The following is a 23605-nucleotide window of genomic DNA, read 5'->3' on the forward strand; positions in this document are numbered from 1 at the left end:
GGGGGGGGGGGGGGGGGGGCCGGGGGGGGCGCCCGGCGGGCCGCGGGGGGCGGGCGGGGGGGCCGGGCGGGGGGCGGGGGGGGCCCCCCCCGGCCCCCCCGCGGGGGGGGGGGGCTCCTGCGCCGACAGGGGTGCGGGCAGGGACGCCAGGGCGTCCAGGAGCTCTTCCGCCAGGGGGCGCAGGTCCGGGCGGGGGAGCACTGAGGCACCGGCCGTCTCCGGGGCGGGCGGCCCGCCGGCCGCCGCCCAGCGGGCCGCGAGGGCCTGGGCGTCGCGACCGTCCTCCCCTGCCTGTCGCAGCTCGTGGCCCACCAGGTCCTCCGGTTGGACCCAGGTCACGCGGAGGGTCACCGGTCCGCGCCCGTCAGGCCCGCGAAGGCCGACTCGTGGTCCCGGCGCAGCGCGGTGTCCCGGGCGAAGACCTCCCGGGCGACCGCGGCCAGGGCCCGTGCCGGTGCGTGCAGGTCCAGGCGGCTCGCGTCCGCGACCTGCTTCGCCCAGGAGGAGGGGACGGCGGACTCGCCGTGCAGCGCGCCGACGATCGCACCTGCCATGGTGGCGATCGAATCGCAGTCACGCCCGTAGTTGACCGCTCCGAGGACCGTGCGCCGGAAGTCGCCCCCGCCGACCAGGAGCATGCCGAGGGCGATGGGGAGTTCCTCGATCGCATGGAGACGGGAGGGGCGCCGGGCACCGAGGGAGGGGCTGCGGTAGTCGGGCCCGACCGTGTCGAAGGGGGCCACCGCCCCGCGGAGGGGAGCGAGGGCCGTTTCGAAGTCCGTGTGGCGGGAGGCGACTTCGGCGACCGTCTCGATCGCCGCCCGGGTGCCGTCCTTCGCCAGGGAGAGCGCGGTGTCCACCACCGAGGTCGGTGTGGCGCCGGGGGAGCAGGCCGCCGCGACCGCTGCCGCGAAGACCCCCGCCGCTTCCCGACCGTACGAGGACTGGTGCGCACCGGTGAGGTCGATCGCCTCGGCGTACGCGCCGGCCGGGTGGGCCGCGTTGACCAGGCCCACCGGGGCCATGTACATCGCGGCCCCGCAGTTGACGACGTTGCCGTTGCCGGCCTCGCGCGGATCGACGTGACCGTAGTGGAGTCGGGTCACGATCCACTTCTCCGCGAGGAAGACCCTTTGGAGGGGAAGCGCCTCGGCCTCCAGCTCCGGGATCCAGACGGGGGCGCCGATGAGTTCGGGGACGAGGTGCTCCGCGACCGCGTGGGCGTCGAGGTGGCCGCGGACCTTCTCGTACACCCTGATCAGCGCATGGGTCATCAAGGTGTCGTCGGTGACGTGCCCGTCTCCCTTGTGGTACGGCGCGAGGGGGCGGGCGGTGCGCCAATCGCCGCCGCTCCAGGGGCCGACGATTCCGGTGACGCGACCGCCGTGGCGTTCCAGGATCTGCTCGGGGGCGTACCCCTCGACGGGGCCGCCCAGCGCATCGCCGACGGCGGCCCCGAGGAGACTGCCGGTGATGCGGTCATCCAGTGCGGGGGCATCCAGTGTGGGTGTCATGTCGGAATTGTCCATCTGGTGTGCTCGGTTCCACGGCTCCGAGGAGCCCGGCGAGTTCGATCAGGTCGGTGCCGGCGAGCCGGGGCAGTGCACAGCCCGCGAGGGTCCGGCAGGCCTCGCGCCAACCCGCCGGGACCGAACGGCCGCCGCCCAGCGCCCCGGTGAGCGCGCCCGCGAGCGCCGGAGCCGAGTCGGCGACCCGGGGGAGGCACGCGGCGGCGGGCACCGCGGCCGTCAGCTCGCCGCGGCCTGCGGTGGCGAGGGCCAGGGCGACCGGGACGGTCTCGGCTGCGGCGATGCCGTAGCTGTAGACGTGGTCGACGATCTGGTGTTCCAGGAGTGGGACCAGCGCGAAGGCCGAGTCCGAGGTCCGGGCCAACCGCACCGCGTGTCGGGCGTTGCGGCCGATCTCGGTACCGGGCGGCAGTTCGGCGAGGGCCGCTTCGACCGCTTCGTCGACCCGCGCTCCACCGAGGGCCGTGGCGACCGCCGCCGCAGTGGCGCGGGCGCCGTGGACGCCGTCGCCGTCCTGCGTGTACCGGGCGTCGAATTCCGCGAGTTCGGCGGCGGCGCACGGGTCACCGGGATGCACGACGGCCAGGACGGCGGCCCTGACGCAGGCGGCGTCGTCGAAGAAGTGCGGGTTGTCGTGGCCGGTGGCGGGCGGGCGCAGCCCGGTGGCCAGGTTGCCGAGGCCGGCCCGGATCGAGATCCGGGCGCGCAGGGGCAGGACGGCCGACTCGACCTCGGGGGCCCGCTCCGCGGCTGCGGCGACCTGGCTGGCCAGGGCGTTCCAAGCGAGGTCCAGGGCGGCGCGGAGGCGCCGGTCCGGGGGGAGGCCGGTGAGGGCGGGGCCGGAGGCGGTGAGGACCGCCTCCGCCGTGAAGGCCGCCCATTCGGCGTCGTCGGAGGGCCCGAGCCGGAGCGGCTCGGGCGGCTGGTTGAGGGCGAGGGGGACGGGAAGGGTGGTCGTCGCGTTCTGCTCGGCGAAGGCGTCGAGTTCGCGGGTGAGGCGACGAGTCCACTCGGGCATGCGGGCGGCCCGGTGCCGGGCGGCGGGCCAACCCGCGGCGTCGCCCGCGGCGATGCCGAGGAGGAGGCCCTCGACTGCTTCCCGGCCGGGACCCCGGGGAGGGGCGGTGTGCCGGACTTCCGCGGTGCTCCGGAGGGCGAGGCCGTACGAGGGGGCGAGCCCGTGCGGGGCGGGGTTCCGGCGGCCCCGGTCCGGTGCGGGCGCCCGGTCCCGAGGAGTGCCGCCCCGGGGGGCGGAGCCGGGCGCCACCGGTGGCGCCCCGGTGCCCGGCGTCCCGCCGGTGCCGGGCGGGGCGCCGGCGGTCGGCCCGACGGGGGCGGGGCGGTCGCCCTCCGTGGCGACGGCACCCGCGGTGGTGTCCCCCGCGGCGGTGTCCGTGCTCATCGGGCGCCCCCTTCCGGGGTCAGCAGGTCCGCGACGTCCAGGACGTGGTAGCCGCGCATGGAGGGGAGGCAACTGCCCGCCACCGGGGAGATGGCCGAGGCCCAGTCCTCCGGGATCGAGCTCCGGCCTCCCATCGCGCCGGCCAGCGCGCCCGCGACCGCGGCCGTCGTGTCGGCATCGCGCCCCATGTTGACGGCGGTCAGGACGGCCGTCCGGAAGTCGCCGCGGGCCGCGGCGAAGGCGCCGAAGGCGAGGCCCACCGCTTCCGGGGCCAGGTCGGTCCACGGGTATCCGCCGATGACGACCGCCGAGCGGACCTGGCGTTCGCGCGCGAGCGGGTCCGCTTGCACGCGTTGGGCCGCGACCACGGCGCGGCGCAGCGAGCGGGCCGTCCAGGAGTCCATGGGGACGACCGAGAGGGCGGCCGCGATCACGGACGTGACGGTGGCGCCGGACATCGCTGCCGCCACGCCCGCCGCCACCGCCTGACCGCCGTAGATGCCCTCGCCGTCGTGACTGACGCTGCCGTCGATCGCGACGAGCCGCGCCGCCTCCGCCGGGCGACCGGCCGCGAAGACCCCGAAGGGGGCGGCCCGCATGGCGAGGCCGTCGCTCCAGGCGTGCCGGTGTTGGGCGGAGACAGGGGCGGTGAGGCCCCGACGGAGGTTCTCCAGGGTGCCGCGCTCGGAGAAGCCCGCGCCGCGGAACGGGCCTTCGTCGAGGTCGGCGATCCAGCGGTGCCAAGCCCGTTCGACGTGGTGGACGGTGAGGGAGGACCCGTGCCGGGCGAGGAGCAGCGCCGAGAAGATCGCGTACTCCGTGTCGTCGGTGCCGGCCGGACTGTCCGTCACGAAGCCTTCGATGCGGCCCCAGCGGCGGCGGATCTCGGAGGGGCGCATGTTCTCGGCGGGGGCCCCGAGCGCATCGCCGACGGCGAGGCCGAGGAGTGCCCCCCTCGCCCGTTCACGCGTGTCGCATGCCGTGGTCACCATTGCGCGGCCCCTTCCTCGGTGGGGGCGCACCCGTGGCGCTCCCGTGCCTGGATTTGTGCCACCGCGGGTCGCGTTCTCGCCGAAGAAACGTCTCTGTCACCCGGCTGACACTGCGCCACATCAAGGCCCCCTGGGTGAGGCAGTCCTTAGTAAGTACGGCCTGCCTTGCTGGCGCACCCCTTACATCGGGCGTATTTTCGAGGACGTTGGGGGCGGCGGGTGCATCCCGGCCCGCCGGAGCGAGGGGAGAACCATGTCCATCATCGAAGCCCAGGCGCCTCTGCACGAGGCCCACCGCGACAACCACAGCCACCGTGACGTGAACGGTGGTTGGCTGCGGCCGGCGGTGTTCGGCGCGATGGACGGACTGGTGTCCAACCTCGCCCTGATGACCGGTGTCGCGGGCGGCGCGGTCTCCTCGCAGACCGTCGTCATCACCGGCCTCGCCGGTCTCGCTGCCGGCGCCTTTTCCATGGCGGCCGGGGAGTACACCTCCGTTGCTTCGCAGCGTGAGCTCGTCCAAGCCGAACTGGACGTCGAGCGCGGTCAGTTGCACAAGCACCCGGTCGACGAGATGGAGGAGCTCGCCGCGCTCTACGTCTCCCGCGGGGTCGAGCCCGCGCTCGCGCGCGAGGTCGCGATGCAGCTCTCCAAGGACCCCGAGCAGGCCCTGGAGATCCACGCCCGCGAAGAGCTCGGCATCGATCCGGACGACCTGCCGTCGCCGCTCGTCGCCGCGGTCTCCTCCTTCGGCTCCTTCGCCCTCGGTGCCCTCCTGCCGGTCCTTCCGTATCTGCTCGGGGCGACCGCGCTCTGGCCGGCCGTGCTGCTCGCACTCCTCGGCCTCTTCGCCTGCGGGGCCCTGGTCGCCCGGGTCACGGCCCGCGGCTGGTGGTTCAGCGGGGTGCGTCAGCTCGCCCTGGGCGGGGCCGCAGCGGCCGTCACGTACGGGCTCGGCATGCTCTTCGGGGCGGCGCTCTGACTCCGCGCGGGTCGCACCCGCGCGCCGCCCCTTCGGGAACGGAATCCGCACCCGCACAGTAGACCGCGAGGCCCCCTCAGGGGGGCCTTTCCGGCATGTGGGGCACTTGATGCGGGCATAAGGCCCATAAGGGCTGTGACGTATCTCCCTGGCCCGATCCGTCGCGACGATGGGACACTATGCAGGACGCCACATAGGTAGCCGGTTACTCGGCGGTTTCGAGTGTGTGACCACGGGGAAAGAGGCATGAGCGTCACTGGGCAATGAAGCCCACTCAGCGACGGCTCGCCGGGAGCCCGGAAACCTTCCGGACCGATCGATCCGTCCCCGCGGGGCAGTCCCTGCCGCCGCACCCCACAGGTGACTCCATGGCGCCGCTGCGTGTCGGCGGTGTCCGCATGCTGGAATGAGCTATCCACTTCGCGAGAAGCCAGCCATCATGTAACCTGCACGAAATTTCGCGGAGGGCCAACGTCGTCCCTCGGCAGCTCCACATGCCACGACGACGACGGGAGAGCCGATGCGTTCCGACGCCTGGTCGCCCATGGACGGTCGCCCCGCTCCGCAGGGGATGTACGACCCCCGTAACGAACACGACGCCTGTGGCGTCGGGTTCGTGGCCACCCTCACCGGTGTTGCCAGCCACGCGCTGGTCGAGCAGGCGCTGACCGTACTGCGCAACCTCGAGCACCGCGGTGCCACCGGCTCCGAGCCCGACTCCGGCGACGGCGCCGGCATCCTGCTCCAGATCCCGGACGCCTTCCTCCGCGAGGTCGCCGGATTCGTGCTCCCCGAAGCCGGCGCGTACGCCGTCGGCATCGCCTTCCTCCCCGAGGAGGGCACCGACGAGGCCGCCGCCTCGATCGAGGCCATCGCCGCAGAAGAGGGCCTCACCGTCCTCGGCTGGCGCGAGGTCCCCATCGCCCCCGAACTGCTCGGTGCCTCCGCCCGCGCCACCATGCCGGTCTTCCGCCAGCTCTTCGTCGCCGACGGCGAGAGCACGGGCATCGCCCTCGACCGCAAGGCGTTCGTGCTGCGCAAGCGCGCCGAGCGCGAGGCCGCGACCTACTTCCCGTCGCTCTCCGCCCGCACCATCGTCTACAAGGGCATGCTGACCACCGGCCAGCTGGAGCCCTTCTTCCCGGACCTCTCGGACCGCCGTTGCGCCACCGCCGTGGCCCTGGTCCACTCCCGGTTCTCCACCAACACCTTCCCGAGCTGGCCGCTGGCCCACCCGTACCGCTTCGTCGCCCACAACGGTGAGATCAACACTGTCAAGGGCAATCGGAACTGGATGACCGCCCGCGAGGCGCAGCTCGAATCCGAGGCCTTCGGCGAGGGCGCGCTGGAGCGGATCTTCCCGATCTGCACCCCGGACGCCTCCGACTCGGCCTCCTTCGACGAGGTCCTGGAGCTCCTCCACCTCGGCGGCCGTTCGCTGCCGCACGCGGTCCTGATGATGGTCCCCGAGGCGTGGGAGAACCACGACTCCATGGACTCGGCCCGCCGCGCCTTCTACCAGTACCACTCCACGATGATGGAGCCCTGGGACGGCCCGGCCTGCGTCACCTTCACCGACGGCGTCCAGGTCGGTGCGGTCCTCGACCGCAACGGTCTGCGTCCCGGCCGCTACTGGGTCACGGACGAGGGCCTCGTCGTCCTCTCCTCCGAGGTCGGCGTCCTCGACATCGATCCGGCCAAGGTCGTCCGCAAGGGCCGCCTCCAGCCCGGCAAGATGTTCCTCGTCGACACCGCCGAGCACCGCATCGTCGAGGACGACGAGATCAAGGCCGCCCTCGCCGCCGAGCAGCCGTACGCGGAATGGCTGGAGACCGGCGAGATCGAGCTGTCCGACCTTCCCGAGCGCGAGCACATCGTGCACACCCACGCCTCGGTCACCCGCCGCCAGCAGACCTTCGGCTACACCGAGGAAGAGCTCCGCGTCATCCTCGCGCCGATGGCCCGAAGCGGCGCCGAGCCCATCGGCTCCATGGGCACGGACTCTCCGATCGCCGCCCTGTCCGCCCGCCCGCGGCTGCTCTTCGACTACTTCACCCAGCTCTTCGCCCAGGTGACCAACCCGCCGCTGGACGCGATCCGCGAGGAACTCGTGACCTCGCTGCGCTCCTCGCTGGGTCCCCAGGGCAACCTGCTCGAACCGACCCCCGTGTCCTGCCGCAGCGTCACGCTGCCCTTCCCGGTGATCGACAACGACGAGCTGGCCAAGCTCATCCACATCAACGCCGACGGCGACATGCCCGGCATGAAGGCCGCGACGCTCTCCGGCCTCTACCGGGTGTCCGGCGGCGGCGACGCCCTCGCCGCGCGCATCGAGGAGATCTGCGCCGAGGCCGACACCGCCATCGAGGCCGGTGCCCGCCTGATCGTGCTCTCCGACCGGCACTCCGACGCCGAGCACGCGCCGATTCCCTCGCTGCTGCTCACCGCGGCCGTCCACCACCACCTCATCCGCACCAAGCAGCGCACCAAGGTGGGCCTGCTCGTCGAGGCCGGTGACGTCCGCGAGGTCCACCACGTCGCCCTGCTCATCGGCTACGGCGCGGCGGCGGTCAACCCGTACCTCGCGATGGAGTCCGTCGAGGACCTGGTCCGCGCCGGCACCTTCATCGAGGGGCTGGAGCCCGAGCAGGCCATCCGGAACCTGATCTACGCCCTCGGCAAGGGCGTCCTCAAGGTGATGTCCAAGATGGGCATCTCCACCGTCGCCTCCTACCGCGGCGCCCAGGTCTTCGAGGCGGTCGGCCTCGACGAGACCTTCGTCGCCACCTACTTCAACGGCACCGCGACCAAGATCGGCGGAGCCGGTCTCGACGTCGTCGCCAAGGAGGTCGCCGCCCGTCACGCCAAGGCCTACCCCGCCTCGGGCGTCCCCTCCGCGCACCGCGCCCTGGAGATCGGCGGCGAGTACCAGTGGCGTCGCGAGGGCGAGCCGCACCTGTTCGACCCGGAGACCGTCTTCCGCCTCCAGCACGCCACGCGCACCAAGCGGTACGACATCTTCAAGAAGTACACGGACCGGGTCAACGAGCAGTCCGAGCGCCTCATGACGCTCCGTGGACTCTTCGGCTTCGCCGCCGAGGGCCGCGCCCCGATCTCCATCGACGAGGTCGAGCCGGTCTCCGAGATCGTCAAGCGCTTCTCCACCGGCGCCATGTCGTACGGCTCCATCTCCCGCGAGGCGCACGAGACGCTCGCCATCGCCATGAACCAGCTGGGCGCCAAGTCCAACACCGGCGAGGGCGGCGAGGACCCGGAGCGCCTGTACGACCCGGCGCGCCGCTCCGCGATCAAGCAGGTCGCCTCCGGCCGCTTCGGCGTCACCAGCGAGTACCTGGTCAACGCCGACGACATCCAGATCAAGATGGCCCAGGGCGCCAAGCCCGGTGAGGGCGGTCAGCTGCCCGGTCACAAGGTCTACCCGTGGGTCGCCAAGACGCGTCACTCGACGCCCGGCGTCGGCCTCATCTCGCCGCCGCCGCACCACGACATCTACTCCATCGAGGACCTGGCCCAGCTGATCCACGACCTCAAGAACGCCAACCCGGTCGCCCGCATCCACGTGAAGCTGGTCTCCGAGGTCGGCGTCGGCACGGTCGCCGCCGGCGTCTCCAAGGCCCACGCGGACGTCGTCCTCATCTCCGGCCACGACGGCGGTACGGGCGCCTCCCCGCTGACCTCGCTGAAGCACGCGGGCGGTCCCTGGGAGCTCGGCCTCGCCGAGACCCAGCAGACGCTGCTGCTCAACGGCCTGCGCGACCGGATCGTCGTCCAGACCGACGGCCAGCTCAAGACCGGCCGTGACGTCGTCATCGCCGCCCTGCTCGGTGCCGAGGAGTTCGGCTTCGCCACCGCGCCGCTGGTCGTCTCCGGCTGCGTCATGATGCGCGTCTGCCACCTGGACACCTGCCCGGTCGGCATCGCCACCCAGAACCCGGTCCTGCGCGACCGCTTCTCCGGCAAGGCCGAGTTCGTCGTCAACTTCTTCGAGTTCATCGCCGAAGAGGTCCGGGAACTCCTCGCCGAGCTGGGCTTCCGCACCCTCGACGAGGCCGTCGGCCACGCCGAACTGCTCGACACCAGCCGTGCGGTCTCGCACTGGAAGGCCCAGGGCCTGGACCTGGAGCCGCTCTTCCACGTGCCCGAGCTCCCCGAGGGCGCGGTCCGCCACGCCCGGATCGAGCAGGACCACGGCCTGGAGAAGGCCCTCGACAACGAGCTGGTCCAGCTCGCCGCCGAGGCCCTGAACGCGGCCTCCGCCGAGGAGGCCCAGCCGGTCCGCGCCCAGGTCGCGATCCGCAACATCAACCGCACGGTCGGCACCATGCTCGGCCACCACGTGACGAAGAGGTTCGGTGGCGCCGGCCTCCCGGCCGACACCATCGACATCACCTTCACCGGCTCCGCCGGCCAGTCGTTCGGCGCCTTCCTGCCGGCCGGCGTCACCCTCCGCCTGGAGGGCGACGCCAACGACTACGTCGGCAAGGGGCTCTCCGGCGGCCGGGTGATCGTCCGTCCGGACCGGGGTGCCGACCACCTGGCCGAGTACTCGACCATCGCGGGCAACACGATCGGCTACGGCGCGACCGGCGGCGAGCTCTTCCTCCGCGGTCGCACCGGCGAGCGCTTCTGCGTCCGCAACTCCGGTGCGCTGGTCGTCTCGGAAGGCGTGGGCGACCACGGCTGCGAGTACATGACCGGTGGTACGGCGGTCGTCCTCGGCGAGACCGGCCGCAACTTCGCCGCCGGCATGTCGGGTGGCGTCGCCTACGTCATCGACCTCGACCGGAACAACGTCAACTCCGGGAACCTGGAGGCGGTCGAGGCCCCGTCGGACACCGACAAGGCGTGGCTGCACGACGTCGTGCGCCGCCACTTCGAGGAGACCGGCTCGACGGTCGCCGAGAAGCTGCTCGCCGACTGGGACGCCGCGGCGGCCCGCTTCAGCAAGATCATTCCCGCCACGTACAAGGCAGTGCTCGCCGCCAAGGACGCCGCTGAGCTCGCCGGCCTCTCCGAGACCGAGACCACCGAGAAGATGATGGAGGCTGCGTCCCATGGCTGACCCCAAGGGCTTCCTGACCACCGGGCGCGAAGTCGCCCAGACCCGACCGGTGGCCGAGCGCGTCAGGGACTGGAACGAGGTGTACGTCCCCGGCTCCCTGCTCCCGGTCATCAGCAAGCAGGCTGGCCGCTGCATGGACTGTGGCATTCCGTTCTGCCACAACGGTTGCCCCCTCGGGAACCTGATCCCCGAGTGGAACGACTACGCCTACCGCGAGGACTGGTCGGCGGCGTCGGAGCGGCTGCACGCCACCAACAACTTCCCGGAGTTCACCGGTCGCCTCTGCCCGGCCCCGTGCGAGGCCGCGTGCGTGCTCGGTATCAACCAGCCGGCCGTCACCATCAAGAACGTCGAAGTCTCCATCATCGACAAGGCCTGGGACGCCAACGACGTCAAGCCGCAGGCGCCCGAGCGCCTCTCCGGCAAGACCGTCGCCGTCATCGGCTCCGGCCCGGCCGGTCTGGCCGCGGCCCAGCAGCTGACCCGGGCCGGCCACACGGTCGCCGTCTACGAGCGTGCGGACCGGATCGGCGGACTGCTGCGCTACGGCATCCCCGAGTTCAAGATGGAGAAGCGGCACATCAACCGCCGCATCGAGCAGATGCGGGCGGAGGGCACCAAGTTCCGCACGGGCGTCGAGGTCGGCCGCGACATGCCGGCGACCGCCCTGCGCAACCGCTACGACGCGGTGGTCATCGCCGCCGGTGCCACCACCGCCCGTGACCTGCCCGTGCCGGGTCGCGAGCTGAACGGCATCCACCAGGCGATGGAGTACCTGCCGCTCGCCAACAAGGTCGTCGAGGGCGATTTCGTGGCGCCGCCGATCACCGCCGAGGGCAAGCACGTCGTCGTCATCGGTGGCGGTGACACCGGTGCGGACTGCGTCGGCACCGCGCACCGCCAGGGCGCGGCCTCGGTCACCCAGCTGGAGATCATGCCGAAGCCGGGCGACGAGCGGAACGCCGGGCAGCCCTGGCCGACCTTCCCCATGCTCTACAAGGTCACCTCGGCGCACGAGGAGGGCGGCGAGCGGGTCTACTCCGTCTCCACCACCCACTTCGAGGGCGACGAGGACGGCAACGTCCAGTTCCTCCACCTGATCGAGGTCGAGTTCATCGACGGCAAGCTGACGCAGAAGCCGGGCACGGAGCGCAAGATCCCCGCCCAGCTGGTCACGCTGGCGATGGGCTTCACCGGCACGGACGTGGAGAACGGACTGGTCGCACAGTTTGGTCTGGACCTGGATGAGCGGGGTAACATCGCCCGTGACGCGGACTTCGCCACCAACGTCGATGGCGTCTTCGTCGCCGGCGACGCCGGTCGCGGCCAGTCGCTCATCGTCTGGGCCATCGCCGAGGGCCGTTCCGCCGCCCGCGGGGTGGACCGCTACCTGACCGGCGCCAGCTCCCTGCCGGCCCCGATCCGTCCGACGGACCGCGCCCTGACGGTCTGATCCGCCGGATCACCCCTGAGAACGTCCCGTACAACGACGTGCGGAACTGAGCGCAGCACTCCCCGCCTGTCCCCGACCGGACGACTGGGGAGTGCTGCGGCGCGTTTTCCCCGGATCCCTTCCGCGCGCAGGTGACGGAGGGGCCGCCGGCCCGGGAGGGGGTGGTGCCCCGGCCCGGTCGAACCCGATTCCCGCAGCCCGGTCGGCGGCGGGGAGGGTCGTAGACTGCCGTCGCGGGGCCGGGCGGGACCGGTGCGCACCCGGTGCGCCCCACCCGGACCGAGTCGCCCCGCGCCGTCGAACGCGATCCGGCCGACGTCGTGTTCACGGAGGTCGAAGAGCCGGAGGGGGAACGGACGTGCCGCTGAACCTGCGCAAGGTCGAGGAGACCGCGCCCGCGTTGGTGAGCCTCTACAAGGAGGCCGGGGCCTCGCTGGAACGACACGGGATCGTCGGGCAGCAGGTCGCCGTCTACCTCGTCGTCGACTATTCGGGGTCCATGAAGCCGTACTACCGCAACGGCACCGTCCAGGCCCTGGCCGACCGGGTGCTCGGGCTCTCCGCCCACCTCGACGACGACGGGCGGGTGCCGGTCGTCTTCTTCTCCACGGACGTCGACGCCCTGACCGACATCCGTCTCGACGACCACGCCGGCCGGATCGACCGGATCGTCGCCGGGCTCGGCCACATGGGGAAGACGAGCTACCACCTCGCCATGGACGCCGTCATCGACCACTACCTGGACAGCGGCTCCACCGCGCCCGCCCTCGTCGTCTTCCAGACCGACGGGGGGCCGATCAACAAGCTGGCGGCCGAGCGGTACGTGTGCAAGGCGGCCCGGCTGCCGATCTTCTGGCAGTTCATCGGCTTCGGCGACCCGGGAAGCCGGCAGTTCGATTTCCTGCGCAAGCTGGACGAGCTGGACGTGCCGGGGAAGCGGCCCCTCGACAACGCCGGCTTCTTCCACGCCGGGGAGGACCCGAACCGGGTTTCCGACACGGAGCTGTACGACCGGCTCGTCTCCGAGTTCCCCCGCTGGCTCGCCGCCGCCCGGGCCCAGGGCGTCGTCCGGCACTGAGCCGCGCCGCGTGTCCGTCCTTCTCCGGCCCGCCACCGAGATCCGTACGGCGGGCCGGAGCCTGGCGGAAACCCCCTGGCTCCGGGGTGCCGTCGCACTCGATGATGACGTCATGACCTCTCTCGTGCGCCATGTGACCATCGACTGTGCCGACGCCTACTCCCTGGCGAGCTTCTGGGCCGCGGCCCTGGACACCGAGCTCGGTGACGACGACCGGCCCGGTGACCCGGAGGCCCTGGTCGAGTCGGCCGGCGTGAGCCTCCTCTTCATCCGGGTGCCCGAGGCGAAGTCGGTGAAGAACCGCGTCCACCTCGACCTCCAGCCGCAGGACCGCACCCGTGACGAGGAGGTCGAGCGGCTGGTCGCCCTCGGCGCCACCCCGGTCCACGACCGCCGGAACCAGGACGGCACCGGCTGGGTGACCCTCGCCGATCCGGAGGGCAACGAGTTCTGCGTGGAGCGCAGCCGGGCGGAGCGCGCGGTCACCGGCTGACCGCGGTCGGCGGGACGCCCGGCCCGCTGCGGGGCGTCGTCATCGGCTGGCTCCGGCCCCCGAAGTCGTCCGGCTGCGGGCGGCTCCCGGGCCTTCGGAGCAATCCTGACAGTCGTTGTCGGGCATGCCGTGTTTCCTGGGGCCATGGAAGACACCGGAACCAGCTGGTCGGCCTTCGAGGCCGCCGAACCCGAGCTCGCCGCGACCGTGCGGAAGCGCTTCGAGTCGTACGCCCACCACGTCCTCGCCACCGTGCGGAAGGACGGTTCGCCCCGGCTGAGCGGGATCGAGGCGGACTTCCGCGGCGGTGACCTGTTGCTCGGCATGATGCCGAACTCCCGGAAGGCGCTCGATCTGCGCCGTGACCCCCGGTTCTCGCTGCTCGCCAACCCGGGCCCCGGCACCGACATGGGCGGTGGTGACGTCCGGATCTCCGGGCGGGCGGTCGAGATCACCGACCCGGAGGCCCTGGCCCGGTACGCGGTCGAGACGGGGGCACCGCAGCCCTTCCACCTCTTCCGGGTGGAGCCGGGCGAAGTCGTGCGGACCTGGGTGGACGGCGACGAGATGGTGCTCCGCAGCTGGGTGCCGGGGCGGCCGGCGCGAACGGTCCGGCGCGGCAACGACGACGCCCCGCCCCGCCCGGACGCCTGAGCCGGGAGCGCACCGCCTTCCCTGAACCGATCGGCCCGGCCGGGCCGATCGGTTCAGGCGTACGAGGCGAGCACCTGTGCCCGGCACCGAGCGGGGTCGCCCCAGGCGTCCCGCAGGGGGCGGGCCTTGCGCAACCAGAGGGCCAGGTCCAGTTCCTCGGTGTAGCCGACGGCGCCGTGCACCTGGAGGGCGGTGCGGGCGGCGGCGTACCCGGCCTCTCCGGCCGCCACCTTGGCCGCCGCGAGGTCACCGTCGGTGTCGTCGGCAGAGTTCCCGTCCGCGAGGCCGACGGCCGCGCCGTAGAGCAGCGGTCGCGCGAACTCCAGGCCGAGCAGGGTGTCGGCGAGCCGGTGCTTGACCGCCTGGAACGCACCGATGGGGGTGCCGAACTGGGTGCGCTGCTTGGCGTACGCCACTGTCCGGTCGAGGAGTGCGCGCCCGACCCCGAGGGACTGAGCGGCCGTCGCCAGCATCGCCCAGCGCCTGGCCCGCCCGGCCGCGGCGACGACGGAGGACCCGGAGGCGAGCAGTTCCCCGCCGGGCGCGGGCCGGGCGAGCCGTCGCGCGGGGTCGGCCGACACCCGCACCGGCCCGTGCCCGCCCGCCAGCCAGAGCCCTTCGCCCCGCACGGCGAACACGAGGTCCGCCCGGTCGGCATCGAGGGCGTACGGGCTGGCGGCCCGGCCCCGCCCCAGCCCCGACGCCAGTGTCGCCGTCGACGCGCCCGAGGCGAGGGCGGGGAGGAAGCGCTTGGCCGGGGTGGAGTCCTCCAGCCGGGCCAGGTCGGCCAGGAGCACCGCCGCGGCGACCGTCTCCACCACCGGTCCCGGCACCGCGTGCCGGCCCAGCTCCACGAAGGCGTGGGCGAGTTCGACGGGGAGCAGCCCCACCCCCCCGTGGGCCTCCGGGACGGCGAGCGCGAAGACGCCCGCCTCCGCGAGCCGTTCCCACAGGGCCCGTCCCGGGCCGGAGTCGTCACCGGCCCAGGCGCGTGCGGTCGTCGGAGTGTCCGAGGCGGAGAGCAGGGCGTCCAGCGAGCGGGCGAAGGCGCGCTGCTCGGCGGTCGGCAGGAAGGCCATCAGCGGCGTCCCTTCGGAAGGCCGAGCAGACGCTCGGCGATGATGTCGCGCTGGATCTCGTTGGTGCCGGCGTAGAGGGGACCCGCGAGCGCGAAGACGTATCCCTCGGCCCAGGCGGTGTCCGCCAACTCCGCTTCGGGGCCGAGGAGGTCGAGGGCGGTCTCGTGCAGGGCGAGGTCGTACTCGGACCAGAAGACCTTGTTGAGGCTCGACTCGGCGCCCGAGGGGGTACCGCTCGCGAGCCGGGCCGCCGCCCCCGCCGTGAACAGCTGGTACGCCCGGGCCCCGATCGCGGCGTCCGCCACCCGGTTCCGCAGGGCCGTGTCCTCCGGGTCGCCCTCCTCGCGCCAGAGGCGGACGAGCCGGTCGGCGGCGGCCAGGAACCGGCCGGGGGAGCGGAGCATCAGGCCCCGCTCGTTCCCGGTGGTGGACATCGCGATCCGCCAGCCCTCGCCCGGCTTCCCGATCACGTCCGCGTCGGGCACGAACACCTCGTCGAGGAAGAGTTCCGCGAAGGCGGGCTTCCCGTCGAGCCGGCCGATCGGGCGGACGGTCACTCCGGGCGTACGCAGGTCGAACATGAGGTACGTGAGCCCCCGGTGGGGCCGGTCCGCGTCGGGGTCGCTGCGGAAGACGCCGAAGGCGCGGTCGGCGAAGGCCGCCCGCGAGGACCAGGTCTTCTGCCCGGACAGCAGCCAGCCGCCGTCGGTCCGCACCGCCCGGGAGGTCAGGGAAGCGAGGTCCGAGCCCGCCTCGGGCTCGGACCAGGCCTGTGCCCAGATCGTCTCGCCGGTCGCCATCGACGGCAGCACCCGCGCCCGCTGCTCCTCCGTGCCGTGGTCGAAGAGCGTGGGGGCGAGGAGCTGGATGCCGTTCTGCGAGACCCGGCCGGGGCCGCCGGCCGCCCAGTACTCCTCCTCGAAGACCAGCCATCGCGCGAGGTCGACGCCCCGTCCCCCGTACTGCTCCGGCCAGGAGACCACCGACCAGCGCCCGGAGGCGAGTTCAGCCTCCCAGGCGCGGTGGGCGGCGAAGCCCTCGCCCGTCTCCAGGGAGGGCAGCGGCGCGGAGGGGACGTGGTGGCGCAGCCACTCCCGTGCCTCCTCCCGGAAGGCCTCCTCGGTCCGCGTGTGCAAGAGGTCCATCGGTCACCCCGTCCCCACCGTTCCCTAACAAGTGTTTGGTAGGTTAACGTACGGCCATGAGCAGCGTCGAGGAGTTCCGGGCAGAGGTGCGGAGCTGGCTGAAGACACACCTCAGCGGCTCCTTCGCCGCCCTCAAGGGGCGCGGCGGTCCCGGCCGCGAGCACGAGGCGTTCGACGAACGCCTCGCCTGGGAAAGGCACTTGGCCGCACACGGCTGGACCTGCCTCGGCTGGCCCGCAGAGCACGGCGGACGCGGCGCGAGCACCGAGGAACAGATCGCCTTCCACGAGGAGTACGCGCTCGCCGACGCGCCCGCCCGCGTCAACCACATCGGCGAACAACTCCTCGGCCCCACCCTCATCGACCACGGCACCGAAGAGCAGAAGGCCCGCTTCCTGCCCCCGATCCGGGCCGTCGACGAGCTCTGGTGCCAGGGCTACAGCGAACCCGGCGCCGGCTCCGACCTCGCCGCGGTACGCACCCGCGCCACCCTGGAGGACGGTCTCTGGACCGTGCACGGGCAGAAGACCTGGACCTCCCTGGCCCACGCCGCCCAGTGGTGCTTCGTCCTCGCCCGGACCCGGCCCGGCTCCCGCCGCCACGCCGGACTCTCCTACCTCCTGGTCCCCCTGGACCAGCCCGGCGTCGAGATCCGGCCCATCGTCCAGCTCACCGGCACCAGCGAGTTCAACGAGGTCTTCTTCGACGGCGCGACGACCCCTGCGGCGAACGTCGTCGGCGCCCCCGGAGACGGTTGGCGGATCGCCATGGCCACCCTCGGCTACGAACGCGGCGTCTCCACCCTCGGTCAGCAGGTCGGCTTCCGCCGCGAACTCGAAGCCCTCGTCGCCCTCGCCCGCCGCAACGGCGCCGCCGCCGACCCCGACGTCCGCGACCGCCTCACCCGTGCCTGGGCCGGACTCGCCGCCCTGCGCGCCGGCGCCCTGCACGGCACCGACCCCTCCGCAGCCAAGCTGCACTGGTCCCACTGGCACCGCGACCTCGGCGAACTCGCCCTGGAGATCGGCGGCCCCGCCGCCACCCTCGCCACCGCAGCCCCCTACGAACTCGACGAACGACAGCGCCTGTTCCTCTTCTCCCGCGCCGACACCGTCTACGCCGGATCCAGCGAGATCCAGCGCAACATCATCGCCGAGCGGGTGCTCGGCCTCCCCAAGGAGCCGCGCCCATGAACCGCACCCCACCCCCCTACGTGCCGGGCCACGGCCTCCTCGACGGACGCACCGCCGTCATCACCGCCGCCGCCGGAGCCGGCATCGGCGGCGCCACCGCCCGCCGATTCCTGGAAGAGGGGGCCCGGGTCCTCCTCAGCGACGCCCACGTGCGCCGCCTCAAGGAGACCGAAACCGTCCTCGCCGCGGAATTCGGGACCGCCGCCGTGGCCGCCAGGCCCTGCGACGTCACCGACGACGACCAGGTCCAGGCCCTCTACGACACCGCCGTCCGCCTCCACGGCCGCCTCGACGTCGTCGTCAACAACGCCGGCCTCGGCGGCACCGCCGAGCTCGCCGACATGACCGACGAACAGTGGGGGCGGGTCCTCGACGTCACCCTCGGCGGAACCTTCCGCTGCACCCGCGCCGCGCTCCGCCGCTTCCGCGCCTCGGACACCGGCGGCGTCGTCGTCAACAACGCCTCCGTCGTCGGCTGGCGCGCCCAAGCCGGCCAGGCCCACTACGCCGCGGCCAAGGCCGGCGTGATGGCCCTCACCCGCTGCGCAGCCGTCGAAGCAGCCGCCTACGGCGTCCGCGTCAACGCGGTCTCGCCCTCCCTCGCCATGCACCCCCACCTCGCCAAGGTCACCTCCGCCGAGCTCCTGGACGAGCTCACCGCCCGCGAGGCCTTCGGCCGGTACGCCGAACCCTGGGAGGTCGCCAACGTCATCGTCTTCCTCGCCGGCGACTACTCCTCCTACATGACGGGCGAGACCGTGGCCGTCAGCAGCCAGCACCCGTAGGACCAGAATGGACGCGTGCCGAACACTGCAAACAAGAAGAAGACCCCGGTGAACGGCGGGCCCGAGCGGCGCCGTGAACTCCTCGACACGGCGGCCGAGGTGTTCGCAGCCCAGGGCTACAACGCCACCACCGTCCGCAAGATCGCGGACGCCGCAGGAATGCTCGCCGGCAGCCTCTACTACCACTTCGACTCCAAGGAGTCGATGCTCGACGAGATCCTCTCCACCTTCCTGACCGAACTGTGGGAGGGGTACGACGCGGTCCTCGACGCCGGACTCGACCCGCGCGAGACCATCGAGGCCCTCGTCACCGAGTCCTTCCGGGAGATCGACCGGCACCGCGCCGCCGTCGCCATCTACCAGAAGGAGTCCCGCCACCTCGTCGACCAACCCCGCTTCCGCTACCTCACCGACTCACAGCTCAAGTTCGAGAAGGCCTGGCTCGGCACCCTGGAGCGCGGCGTCGCGGCCGGGGCCTTCCGTGCCGACCTCGACGTCCGCCTCACCTACCGGTTCGTCCGCGACACCGTCTGGGTCGCCGCGTCCTGGTACCGCCCGGGCGGTCTGCACAGCCCCGAGGAGATCGCCCGCCAGTACCTGTCCATGGTTCTGGACGGGATCGCCGTACGTCCCTAGACACCCGGAGGAGCAGCCATGCCCGAGGCCTACATCGTCGAAGCGGTCCGCACCCCCGTGGGCCGCCGGGGGGGCGGCCTCGCGGCCGTCCACCCCGCAGACCTCGGCGCCCACGTCCTCACCGCCCTCGTGGCCCGCTCCGGGATCGACCCGGCCGCCGTGGACGACGTCGTGTTCGGCTGCCTCGACACCGTCGGACCGCAGGCCGGCGACATCGCCCGCACGGCCTGGCTGGCGGCCGGCCTGCCCGAGGAAGTGCCCGGCGTCACCGTCGACCGCCAGTGCGGCTCCTCCCAGCAGGCCGTGCACTTCGCCGCCCAGGCCGTGATGTCCGGCACCCAGGACCTCGTCGTCGCCGGCGGAGTGCAGAACATGTCGATGGTCCCCATCGCCTTCGCCTCCCGGCAGGCCGCCGCCCCGCTCGGCCTCACCGACGGCCCCTTCCACGGCAGTGCCGGGTGGCGCACCCGGTACGGCGACGCGCCCGTCAACCAGTTCCACGGCGCCGAACTGATCGCCGAGAAGTGGCGGATCACCCGCGAGGAGCAGGAGGGGTTCGCCCTCCGCTCGCACCGGCGGGCCCTGCACGCGATCGACACCGGCCGCTTCGAGAAGGAGACCACCGCCCACGGGCAGGTCACCGTCGACGAGGGGCCGCGCCGCGACACCAGCGCCGAGAAGATGGCCGCGCTCCGCCCCGTCGTCGAGGGCGGCACCATCACCGCCGCCTGCTCCTCCCAGGTCTCCGACGGCGCCGCGGCCCTGCTCCTGGCCAGCGAGCGCGCCGTACGGGAACACGGGCTCACGCCCCGCGCCCGCGTCCACCACCTCTCCGCACGCGGCGAAGACCCCATCCGGATGCTCTCCGCGCCGATCCCGGCGACCGCCCACGCCCTCAAGAAGACCGGCCTGACCATCGACGCCATCGACCTCGTCGAGATCAACGAGGCTTTCGCACCGGTCGTCCTCGCCTGGCTCAAGGAGACCGGCGCCGACCCCGCCCGGGTCAACCCCAACGGCGGCGCGATCGCCCTCGGACACCCCCTCGGCGCCACCGGCGCGAAGCTGCTGACCACCCTCCTCCACGAACTGGAACGCACCGGCGGGCGCTACGGCCTCCAGACCATGTGCGAGGGCGGGGGACAGGCGAACGTGACGATCATCGAGCGGCTCTGAGCACGGTCCGGACGGGCGGGAGGACGGGGGCCGGGGCGGGAAGGTCCCGGGGCGCACTATTGTTCCGTAGAGAGACAGCCGGGGCCCGTATCGCGTGTTCCGGGTAGAACAGCCGGGGCCCGCACCGCGCAGGTGTGGGCCCCGGCTGTGGCGCGCACCGGCCAGGAAGGCACGTATGACCCGCTCCGAACGTCCCCGCAAGCGCGGCCCCCGCACCGCCCAGGCGAAGTCCACGTCCCAGCCCCAGGGCACCCGCGGCGGCCGTCGTCCTGCCGCGCCCCCGCCGCCGCAGGAGTTCACTCCGCCGGAGACGGTGACGCCCGCGCTGCCGCCCGTGGCCTCCTTCGAGGACCTGGACATGCCGGCCGCACTGCTGCGGACGCTCACCGAGCAGGGCGTCACCGAGCCCTTCCCGATCCAGGCCGCGACCCTGCCGAACTCGATCGCCGGGCGCGACGTCCTCGGCCGCGGGCGCACCGGCTCCGGCAAGACGCTCGCCTTCGGCCTCGCCGTCCTCGCCCGCACCGCCGGCCGCCGCGCCGAGCCGACCGCGCCCCTCGCGCTGGTCCTGGTGCCGACCCGCGAGCTCGCCCAGCAGGTGACCGACGCCCTCACCCCGTACGCCTCCGCGCTCCGACTGCGGATCACCACGGTCGTCGGCGGCATGTCGATCACGCGGCAGTCCTCGTCCCTGCGGCGCGGCGCCGAAATCCTCATCGCCACCCCCGGTCGGCTCGACGACCTCATCGGGCGGGGCGACTGCCGTCTCGACCGGGTTGCGGTCACCGTCCTCGACGAGGCCGACCAGATGGCCGACATGGGCTTCCTGCCGCAGGTCACCAAGCTCCTGAAGCAGGTCGAGCCGGACGGACAGCGGCTGCTGTTCTCAGCCACCCTCGACCGGAACATCGACCGGCTGGTCAAGATGTTCCTCGACGACCCGGTCGTGCACTCCGTCGACCCCTCCGCCGGTGCGGTGACCACGATGGAGCACCACCTGCTGTACGTGGCCGACGAGACCGACAAGAAGGCCGTCACGCTGCGGATCGCGGCCCGGGAGGGCCGCACGATCCTCTTCATGGACACCAAGCGGTCCGTGGACCGGACGGTCAAGCGGCTCCTCGCCAACGGGGTGCGGGCCTCCGGCCTGCACGGCGGGCGCTCCCAGCCGCAGCGCAACCGGACCCTGGACCAGTTCAAGACCGGTCAGGTCACCACGCTCGTCGCGACCAACGTGGCGGCCCGCGGCATCCACGTCGACGACCTCGACATGGTGGTCAACGTCGATCCGCCCCTCGACCACAAGGACTATCTGCACCGCGGCGGACGCACCGCCCGCGCCGGTGAGTCCGGCAGCGTCTTCACCCTGGTCCTGCCCGACCAGAAGCGGGACATGGGCCGGTTGATGTCCAACGCCGGGATCAGCCCGCGCACCGCACAGATCAAGTCCAGCGACGAGCGGCTCGCCGAACTCACCGGCGCGCGGGAGCCCTCGGGCGTGCCCGTCGTCATCGAGACCCCGCAGCCGACCCCGCCGCGCAAGGCGTCGGGAGCCGGTGACGGCGGCACGGGCAACAGCCGTCGTCGTCGCCGTCCGGCCGCCGGCGGGGGCGCCGGAGCGGGTGCGGCCACGGGCTCGGGGCGCGGCTCCGGCACGTCGACGGGGCGCCCCACCGGCTCGGGCGCGGCCACGGGCCGCGGCTCCGGTGCGGCGGGGCGGGGTTCCGGCGCGGGCCGCGCCGCCGGCTCGGGAACGGCCGCCGGCCGGGCCTCCGGCGGTTCGGGGCGCGGCTCCGGTGCCGGCCGGGGCGGCCGTCAGGCGCCGGGCACCAGCCGTTCGCGGAGCGCCACCAGCTCGCGCAGCTCCAGGCCGAGGCCGACCGACACGTAGCGGAAGAGGCTCCCGTAGGAGAGGCGGACCTGGTCGAGGGCGCTGTTCAGGTACTCGGTCCGCACCTCCTGGAGCGGCACGATCAGTTCCGGGTTCTGCATCAGTCCGCCCCGTTTCAGGGACTCCCGCAACCGTGCGTCGTACGCGGCACGGAAGGCGTTGGAGGCCAGGTAGTCCGCGCGGGCGGCGGTCCCGGGCACCCCGAGCAGGGTGAGCAGGAGCCAACTCGCCCAGCCGGTGCGGTCTTTGCCCGAGGTGCAGTGCAGGAGCAGCGGTCCGCCGCGCCGGTCGGCCAGGTCCCGCAGGGTGGCGGCGAAGGCGGCCCGGTTGTCCGCGTCGGTGACGAAGGTGCGGTACACGTCCCGCATGAAGGCGGCGGCCCGTCCGCCGCCGAGCATCTCCTCCTGCCGCACCGGGTCGCGCGAGCCGATCGCGGCGAGCAGCCGGCCGAACAGTCCGTGGTCGGTGACCGGCCGGGAGACCGGGACCGGGCCGGCGGGCAGGCGGTCGGTGCCGTCGTACCCGACCTCCAGCGGGATCCGCAGGTCGACCACGCTGCCGAGGCCGAGTCCGGCGAGGACGGCGAGGTCGGCATCGGTGAGTTTGGCGAGGTGGTCGCCCCGGTAGGCGAGGCCGTGCCGCACCCGGTGCCCGTCGTGGGTGACGTACCCCCCGAGGTCACGGACGTTGACCGCGCCGTGGAGCGGCACCTGCCGGACGGAGGTCGCGGGGCGGGGGCGGGCGAGGGCGAGCGCGGGGGGTGCTGCGCAGAGGAGCAGTGCGGCACCGCTGGTGCCGAGCACTGCGCGTCGGGACAGTGACATGGCTGGACTCCCTTGACGTACTGGCGGACGCACGGCCGGCGGCCGTGCGGCTGACGGACTCGGGTGGGACAGCCGTGGGCGGACGGGCCCGCGGAGCCGTGGGGCACGGGCCCGGGACGGTGGACGGGGCGGGTTCGGGAGGGCTTACGGGGGCGGTTCCCCGGGGCGGGGCAGCGAGCGGAGCACCCGCACGGCCTCGGTCATGATCCGGTCGACGAGCTCCGCGCAGCTGGGGAGGTCCTCGATCACCCCGGCGACCTGACCGGAGGCCATGACGCCGAGGTCGGTGCGCCCCTCGACCATGGCGGCCCGCAGCAGCATCGGGGTGTTCGCGGCGAGCAGGACCTGGCTCCAGGACAGGTCCTTGCCGTGGCGCATCGCCAGGCCGTCGCGGACCATCGCGGACCAGGAGAGACCGGAGAGCTTCCGGAAGCCGGCAGCCCGCCGTACCGCCTGCGCCAGGGCCCTGACCCGACCGGCCCGTTCGAGGGTCGCGACGAGGTCGGTGCGGAGCATCCGGTGGGGCAGGCCGTCGACGGCCGTCGTCACGGTGACGTCCTTGACGGTGGCGGCCAGATAGCGGGCCTTCACCGCGTCGGGGACGGTGGAGTCGGAGGTCAGCAGGAAACGGGTGCCCATGGCGATGCCGGCCGCTCCGCAGGCGAGGGCGGCGACCAGCCCGCGTCCGTCGTGGAAGCCGCCGGCCGCGATCACCGGGACGTCCACGGCGTCCACCACCTGCGGGAGCAGCACGGTGGTCGCGACCTCGCCGGTGTGACCGCCGCCCTCGCCGCCCTGCACGAGCACCGCGTCCGCGCCCCAGGCCGCGACCTTCTCGGCGTGCCGCCGGGCCCCCACGGAGGGGATGACGACCACCCCGGCGTCCTTGAGCTCGGCGATCAGGTCCCGGGAGGGCGCGAGGGCGAAGGAGGCGACCCGCACGCCCTCCTCGATGACGATCCGGACCCGCTCCCGGGCGTCGCCCGCGTCGGCGCGCAGGTTCACCCCGAAGGGCTCGTCGGTGCGCGACCTGACGTCCTTCACGGCGGCGCGCAGTTCGTCGACGGTCATGGTGGCGGAGGCGAGGATGCCGAGCGCGCCCGCGTTCGCGGTGGCGGAGACGAGGCGGGGCCCGGCGACCCAGCCCATCCCGGTCTGCACGATCGGGTGCCGGACCCCGGTGAGCGAGGTGAGGGCCGTCGTCACGGTG

General features: G+C 73.1%; 18 protein-coding genes. 11 read left to right on the plus strand and 7 right to left on the minus strand.

What is annotated here, in order from left to right:
* Positions 1 to 347: 347 nt before the first annotated feature.
* From ACFW2Y_RS01330 to ACFW2Y_RS01340, 3 genes are read right to left on the minus strand one after another with little or no spacing between them, the layout of a single operon-like run.
* Entirely contained in the window at positions 348 to 1514 is a 1167-nt protein-coding gene (locus ACFW2Y_RS01330; RefSeq protein WP_384871762.1) for an ADP-ribosylglycohydrolase family protein, read from the minus strand.
* On the minus strand, positions 1480 to 2931 hold the full coding sequence (locus ACFW2Y_RS01335) for an ADP-ribosylglycohydrolase family protein (protein WP_384871765.1): 1452 nt from the start codon (positions 2929 to 2931) through the stop codon (positions 1480 to 1482). The genes ACFW2Y_RS01330 and ACFW2Y_RS01335 overlap by 35 nt, the downstream gene beginning before the upstream one ends.
* Positions 2928 to 3923, minus strand: a complete 996-nt coding sequence (locus ACFW2Y_RS01340) for an ADP-ribosylglycohydrolase family protein (RefSeq protein ID WP_384871767.1) — start codon at positions 3921 to 3923, stop codon at positions 2928 to 2930. The genes ACFW2Y_RS01335 and ACFW2Y_RS01340 overlap by 4 nt, the downstream gene beginning before the upstream one ends.
* Before the next feature lie 253 nt (positions 3924 to 4176).
* Here ACFW2Y_RS01340 and ACFW2Y_RS01345 point away from each other — a divergent pair, with 253 nt between their 5' ends.
* The 6 genes from ACFW2Y_RS01345 to ACFW2Y_RS01370 all read left to right on the plus strand — a co-directional run bounded on the left by ACFW2Y_RS01345 (position 4177) and on the right by ACFW2Y_RS01370 (position 13666).
* Positions 4177 to 4905, plus strand: a complete 729-nt coding sequence (locus ACFW2Y_RS01345) for a VIT1/CCC1 transporter family protein (RefSeq protein WP_384871770.1) — start codon at positions 4177 to 4179, stop codon at positions 4903 to 4905.
* A 520-nt stretch (positions 4906 to 5425) separates the two neighbouring features.
* Positions 5426 to 9988, plus strand: coding sequence for a glutamate synthase large subunit (gene gltB / locus ACFW2Y_RS01350; protein WP_384871773.1), 4563 nt, complete (start codon positions 5426 to 5428; stop codon positions 9986 to 9988).
* Positions 9981 to 11441 carry a glutamate synthase subunit beta gene (locus tag ACFW2Y_RS01355; RefSeq protein WP_384871776.1) on the plus strand — a complete coding sequence of 487 codons (1461 nt, stop codon included), beginning with the start codon at positions 9981 to 9983 and terminating at the stop codon, positions 11439 to 11441. Before gltB ends, ACFW2Y_RS01355 begins: the two co-directional genes overlap by 8 nt.
* A gap of 358 nt (positions 11442 to 11799) precedes the next feature.
* Entirely contained in the window at positions 11800 to 12519 is a 720-nt protein-coding gene (locus tag ACFW2Y_RS01360; RefSeq protein WP_384871779.1) for a vWA domain-containing protein, read from the plus strand.
* A gap of 112 nt (positions 12520 to 12631) precedes the next feature.
* Positions 12632 to 13012 carry a VOC family protein gene (locus ACFW2Y_RS01365; protein ID WP_384871782.1) on the plus strand — a complete coding sequence of 127 codons (381 nt, stop codon included), beginning with the start codon at positions 12632 to 12634 and terminating at the stop codon, positions 13010 to 13012.
* A 144-nt stretch (positions 13013 to 13156) separates the two neighbouring features.
* On the plus strand, positions 13157 to 13666 hold the full coding sequence (locus ACFW2Y_RS01370) for a pyridoxamine 5'-phosphate oxidase family protein (RefSeq protein WP_384871784.1): 510 nt from the start codon (positions 13157 to 13159) through the stop codon (positions 13664 to 13666).
* A 53-nt stretch (positions 13667 to 13719) separates the two neighbouring features.
* On the opposite strand, the gene ACFW2Y_RS01375 is transcribed toward ACFW2Y_RS01370, so the two are convergent.
* Both ACFW2Y_RS01375 and ACFW2Y_RS01380 read right to left on the minus strand, forming a co-directional pair.
* A complete protein-coding gene (locus tag ACFW2Y_RS01375) occupies positions 13720 to 14745 on the minus strand; it encodes an acyl-CoA dehydrogenase family protein (protein ID WP_384871786.1) in 1026 nt (341 codons plus the stop codon).
* Positions 14745 to 15890 carry an acyl-CoA dehydrogenase family protein gene (locus ACFW2Y_RS01380; RefSeq protein ID WP_384871788.1) on the minus strand — a complete coding sequence of 382 codons (1146 nt, stop codon included), beginning with the start codon at positions 15888 to 15890 and terminating at the stop codon, positions 14745 to 14747. The genes ACFW2Y_RS01375 and ACFW2Y_RS01380 overlap by 1 nt, the downstream gene beginning before the upstream one ends.
* 56 nt (positions 15891 to 15946) lie before the next feature.
* On the opposite strand from ACFW2Y_RS01380, the gene ACFW2Y_RS01385 reads away from it, so the two are divergent.
* The 5 genes from ACFW2Y_RS01385 (at position 15947) to ACFW2Y_RS01405 (ending at position 21571) form a co-directional block, all read left to right on the plus strand.
* Positions 15947 to 17083 (plus strand): acyl-CoA dehydrogenase family protein, encoded by a 1137-nt coding sequence (locus ACFW2Y_RS01385; protein WP_384871791.1) that lies wholly within the window; start codon positions 15947 to 15949, stop codon positions 17081 to 17083.
* Positions 17080 to 17868: an SDR family oxidoreductase gene (locus ACFW2Y_RS01390; RefSeq protein WP_384871794.1), complete on the plus strand. Its 789-nt coding sequence runs from the start codon at positions 17080 to 17082 to the stop codon at positions 17866 to 17868. Before ACFW2Y_RS01385 ends, ACFW2Y_RS01390 begins: the two co-directional genes overlap by 4 nt.
* A 15-nt stretch (positions 17869 to 17883) precedes the next feature.
* Positions 17884 to 18504 (plus strand): TetR/AcrR family transcriptional regulator, encoded by a 621-nt coding sequence (locus tag ACFW2Y_RS01395; protein ID WP_384871797.1) that lies wholly within the window; start codon positions 17884 to 17886, stop codon positions 18502 to 18504.
* An 18-nt stretch (positions 18505 to 18522) separates the two neighbouring features.
* Positions 18523 to 19680, plus strand: a complete 1158-nt coding sequence (locus ACFW2Y_RS01400; RefSeq protein WP_384871799.1) for an acetyl-CoA C-acetyltransferase — start codon at positions 18523 to 18525, stop codon at positions 19678 to 19680.
* A 175-nt stretch (positions 19681 to 19855) separates the two neighbouring features.
* Positions 19856 to 21571, plus strand: a complete 1716-nt coding sequence (locus tag ACFW2Y_RS01405) for a DEAD/DEAH box helicase (RefSeq protein WP_384871802.1) — start codon at positions 19856 to 19858, stop codon at positions 21569 to 21571.
* Here ACFW2Y_RS01405 and ACFW2Y_RS01410 read toward each other — a convergent pair.
* Both ACFW2Y_RS01410 and ACFW2Y_RS01415 read right to left on the minus strand, forming a co-directional pair.
* Positions 21496 to 22395, minus strand: a complete 900-nt coding sequence (locus tag ACFW2Y_RS01410; RefSeq protein ID WP_384871805.1) for a tyrosine-protein phosphatase — start codon at positions 22393 to 22395, stop codon at positions 21496 to 21498. The two genes, ACFW2Y_RS01405 and ACFW2Y_RS01410, sit on opposite strands and share 76 nt — an antisense overlap.
* A 144-nt stretch (positions 22396 to 22539) precedes the next feature.
* On the minus strand, positions 22540 to 23601 hold the full coding sequence (locus ACFW2Y_RS01415; protein ID WP_384871968.1) for an NAD(P)H-dependent flavin oxidoreductase: 1062 nt from the start codon (positions 23599 to 23601) through the stop codon (positions 22540 to 22542).
* Between the last annotated feature and the right edge of the window lie 4 nt (positions 23602 to 23605).

The organism is Streptomyces sp. NPDC058877 (assembly GCF_042742855.1).
Classification (GTDB): Bacteria; Actinomycetota; Actinomycetes; order Streptomycetales; family Streptomycetaceae; genus Streptomyces.

Excerpts from the sequence above, each read along its gene's own strand:
- ACFW2Y_RS01335 (WP_384871765.1), bottom strand. The coding sequence starts at position 2,931 with ATGAGCACGGACACCGCCGCGGGGGACACCACCGCGGGTGCCGTCGCC.
- ACFW2Y_RS01385 (WP_384871791.1), top strand. The coding sequence starts at position 15,947 with ATGAGCAGCGTCGAGGAGTTCCGGGCAGAGGTGCGGAGCTGGCTGAAG.
- ACFW2Y_RS01400 (WP_384871799.1), top strand. The coding sequence starts at position 18,523 with ATGCCCGAGGCCTACATCGTCGAAGCGGTCCGCACCCCCGTGGGCCGC.
- ACFW2Y_RS01410 (WP_384871805.1), bottom strand. The coding sequence starts at position 22,395 with ATGTCACTGTCCCGACGCGCAGTGCTCGGCACCAGCGGTGCCGCACTG.
- gltB (WP_384871773.1), top strand. The coding sequence starts at position 5,426 with ATGCGTTCCGACGCCTGGTCGCCCATGGACGGTCGCCCCGCTCCGCAG.
- ACFW2Y_RS01330 (WP_384871762.1), bottom strand. The coding sequence starts at position 1,514 with ATGACACCCACACTGGATGCCCCCGCACTGGATGACCGCATCACCGGC.
- ACFW2Y_RS01405 (WP_384871802.1), top strand. The coding sequence starts at position 19,856 with ATGACCCGCTCCGAACGTCCCCGCAAGCGCGGCCCCCGCACCGCCCAG.
- ACFW2Y_RS01365 (WP_384871782.1), top strand. The coding sequence starts at position 12,632 with ATGACCTCTCTCGTGCGCCATGTGACCATCGACTGTGCCGACGCCTAC.
- ACFW2Y_RS01355 (WP_384871776.1), top strand. The coding sequence starts at position 9,981 with ATGGCTGACCCCAAGGGCTTCCTGACCACCGGGCGCGAAGTCGCCCAG.
- ACFW2Y_RS01340 (WP_384871767.1), bottom strand. The coding sequence starts at position 3,923 with ATGGTGACCACGGCATGCGACACGCGTGAACGGGCGAGGGGGGCACTC.
- ACFW2Y_RS01375 (WP_384871786.1), bottom strand. The coding sequence starts at position 14,745 with ATGGCCTTCCTGCCGACCGCCGAGCAGCGCGCCTTCGCCCGCTCGCTG.
- ACFW2Y_RS01380 (WP_384871788.1), bottom strand. The coding sequence starts at position 15,890 with ATGGACCTCTTGCACACGCGGACCGAGGAGGCCTTCCGGGAGGAGGCA.
- ACFW2Y_RS01390 (WP_384871794.1), top strand. The coding sequence starts at position 17,080 with ATGAACCGCACCCCACCCCCCTACGTGCCGGGCCACGGCCTCCTCGAC.
- ACFW2Y_RS01370 (WP_384871784.1), top strand. The coding sequence starts at position 13,157 with ATGGAAGACACCGGAACCAGCTGGTCGGCCTTCGAGGCCGCCGAACCC.
- ACFW2Y_RS01345 (WP_384871770.1), top strand. The coding sequence starts at position 4,177 with ATGTCCATCATCGAAGCCCAGGCGCCTCTGCACGAGGCCCACCGCGAC.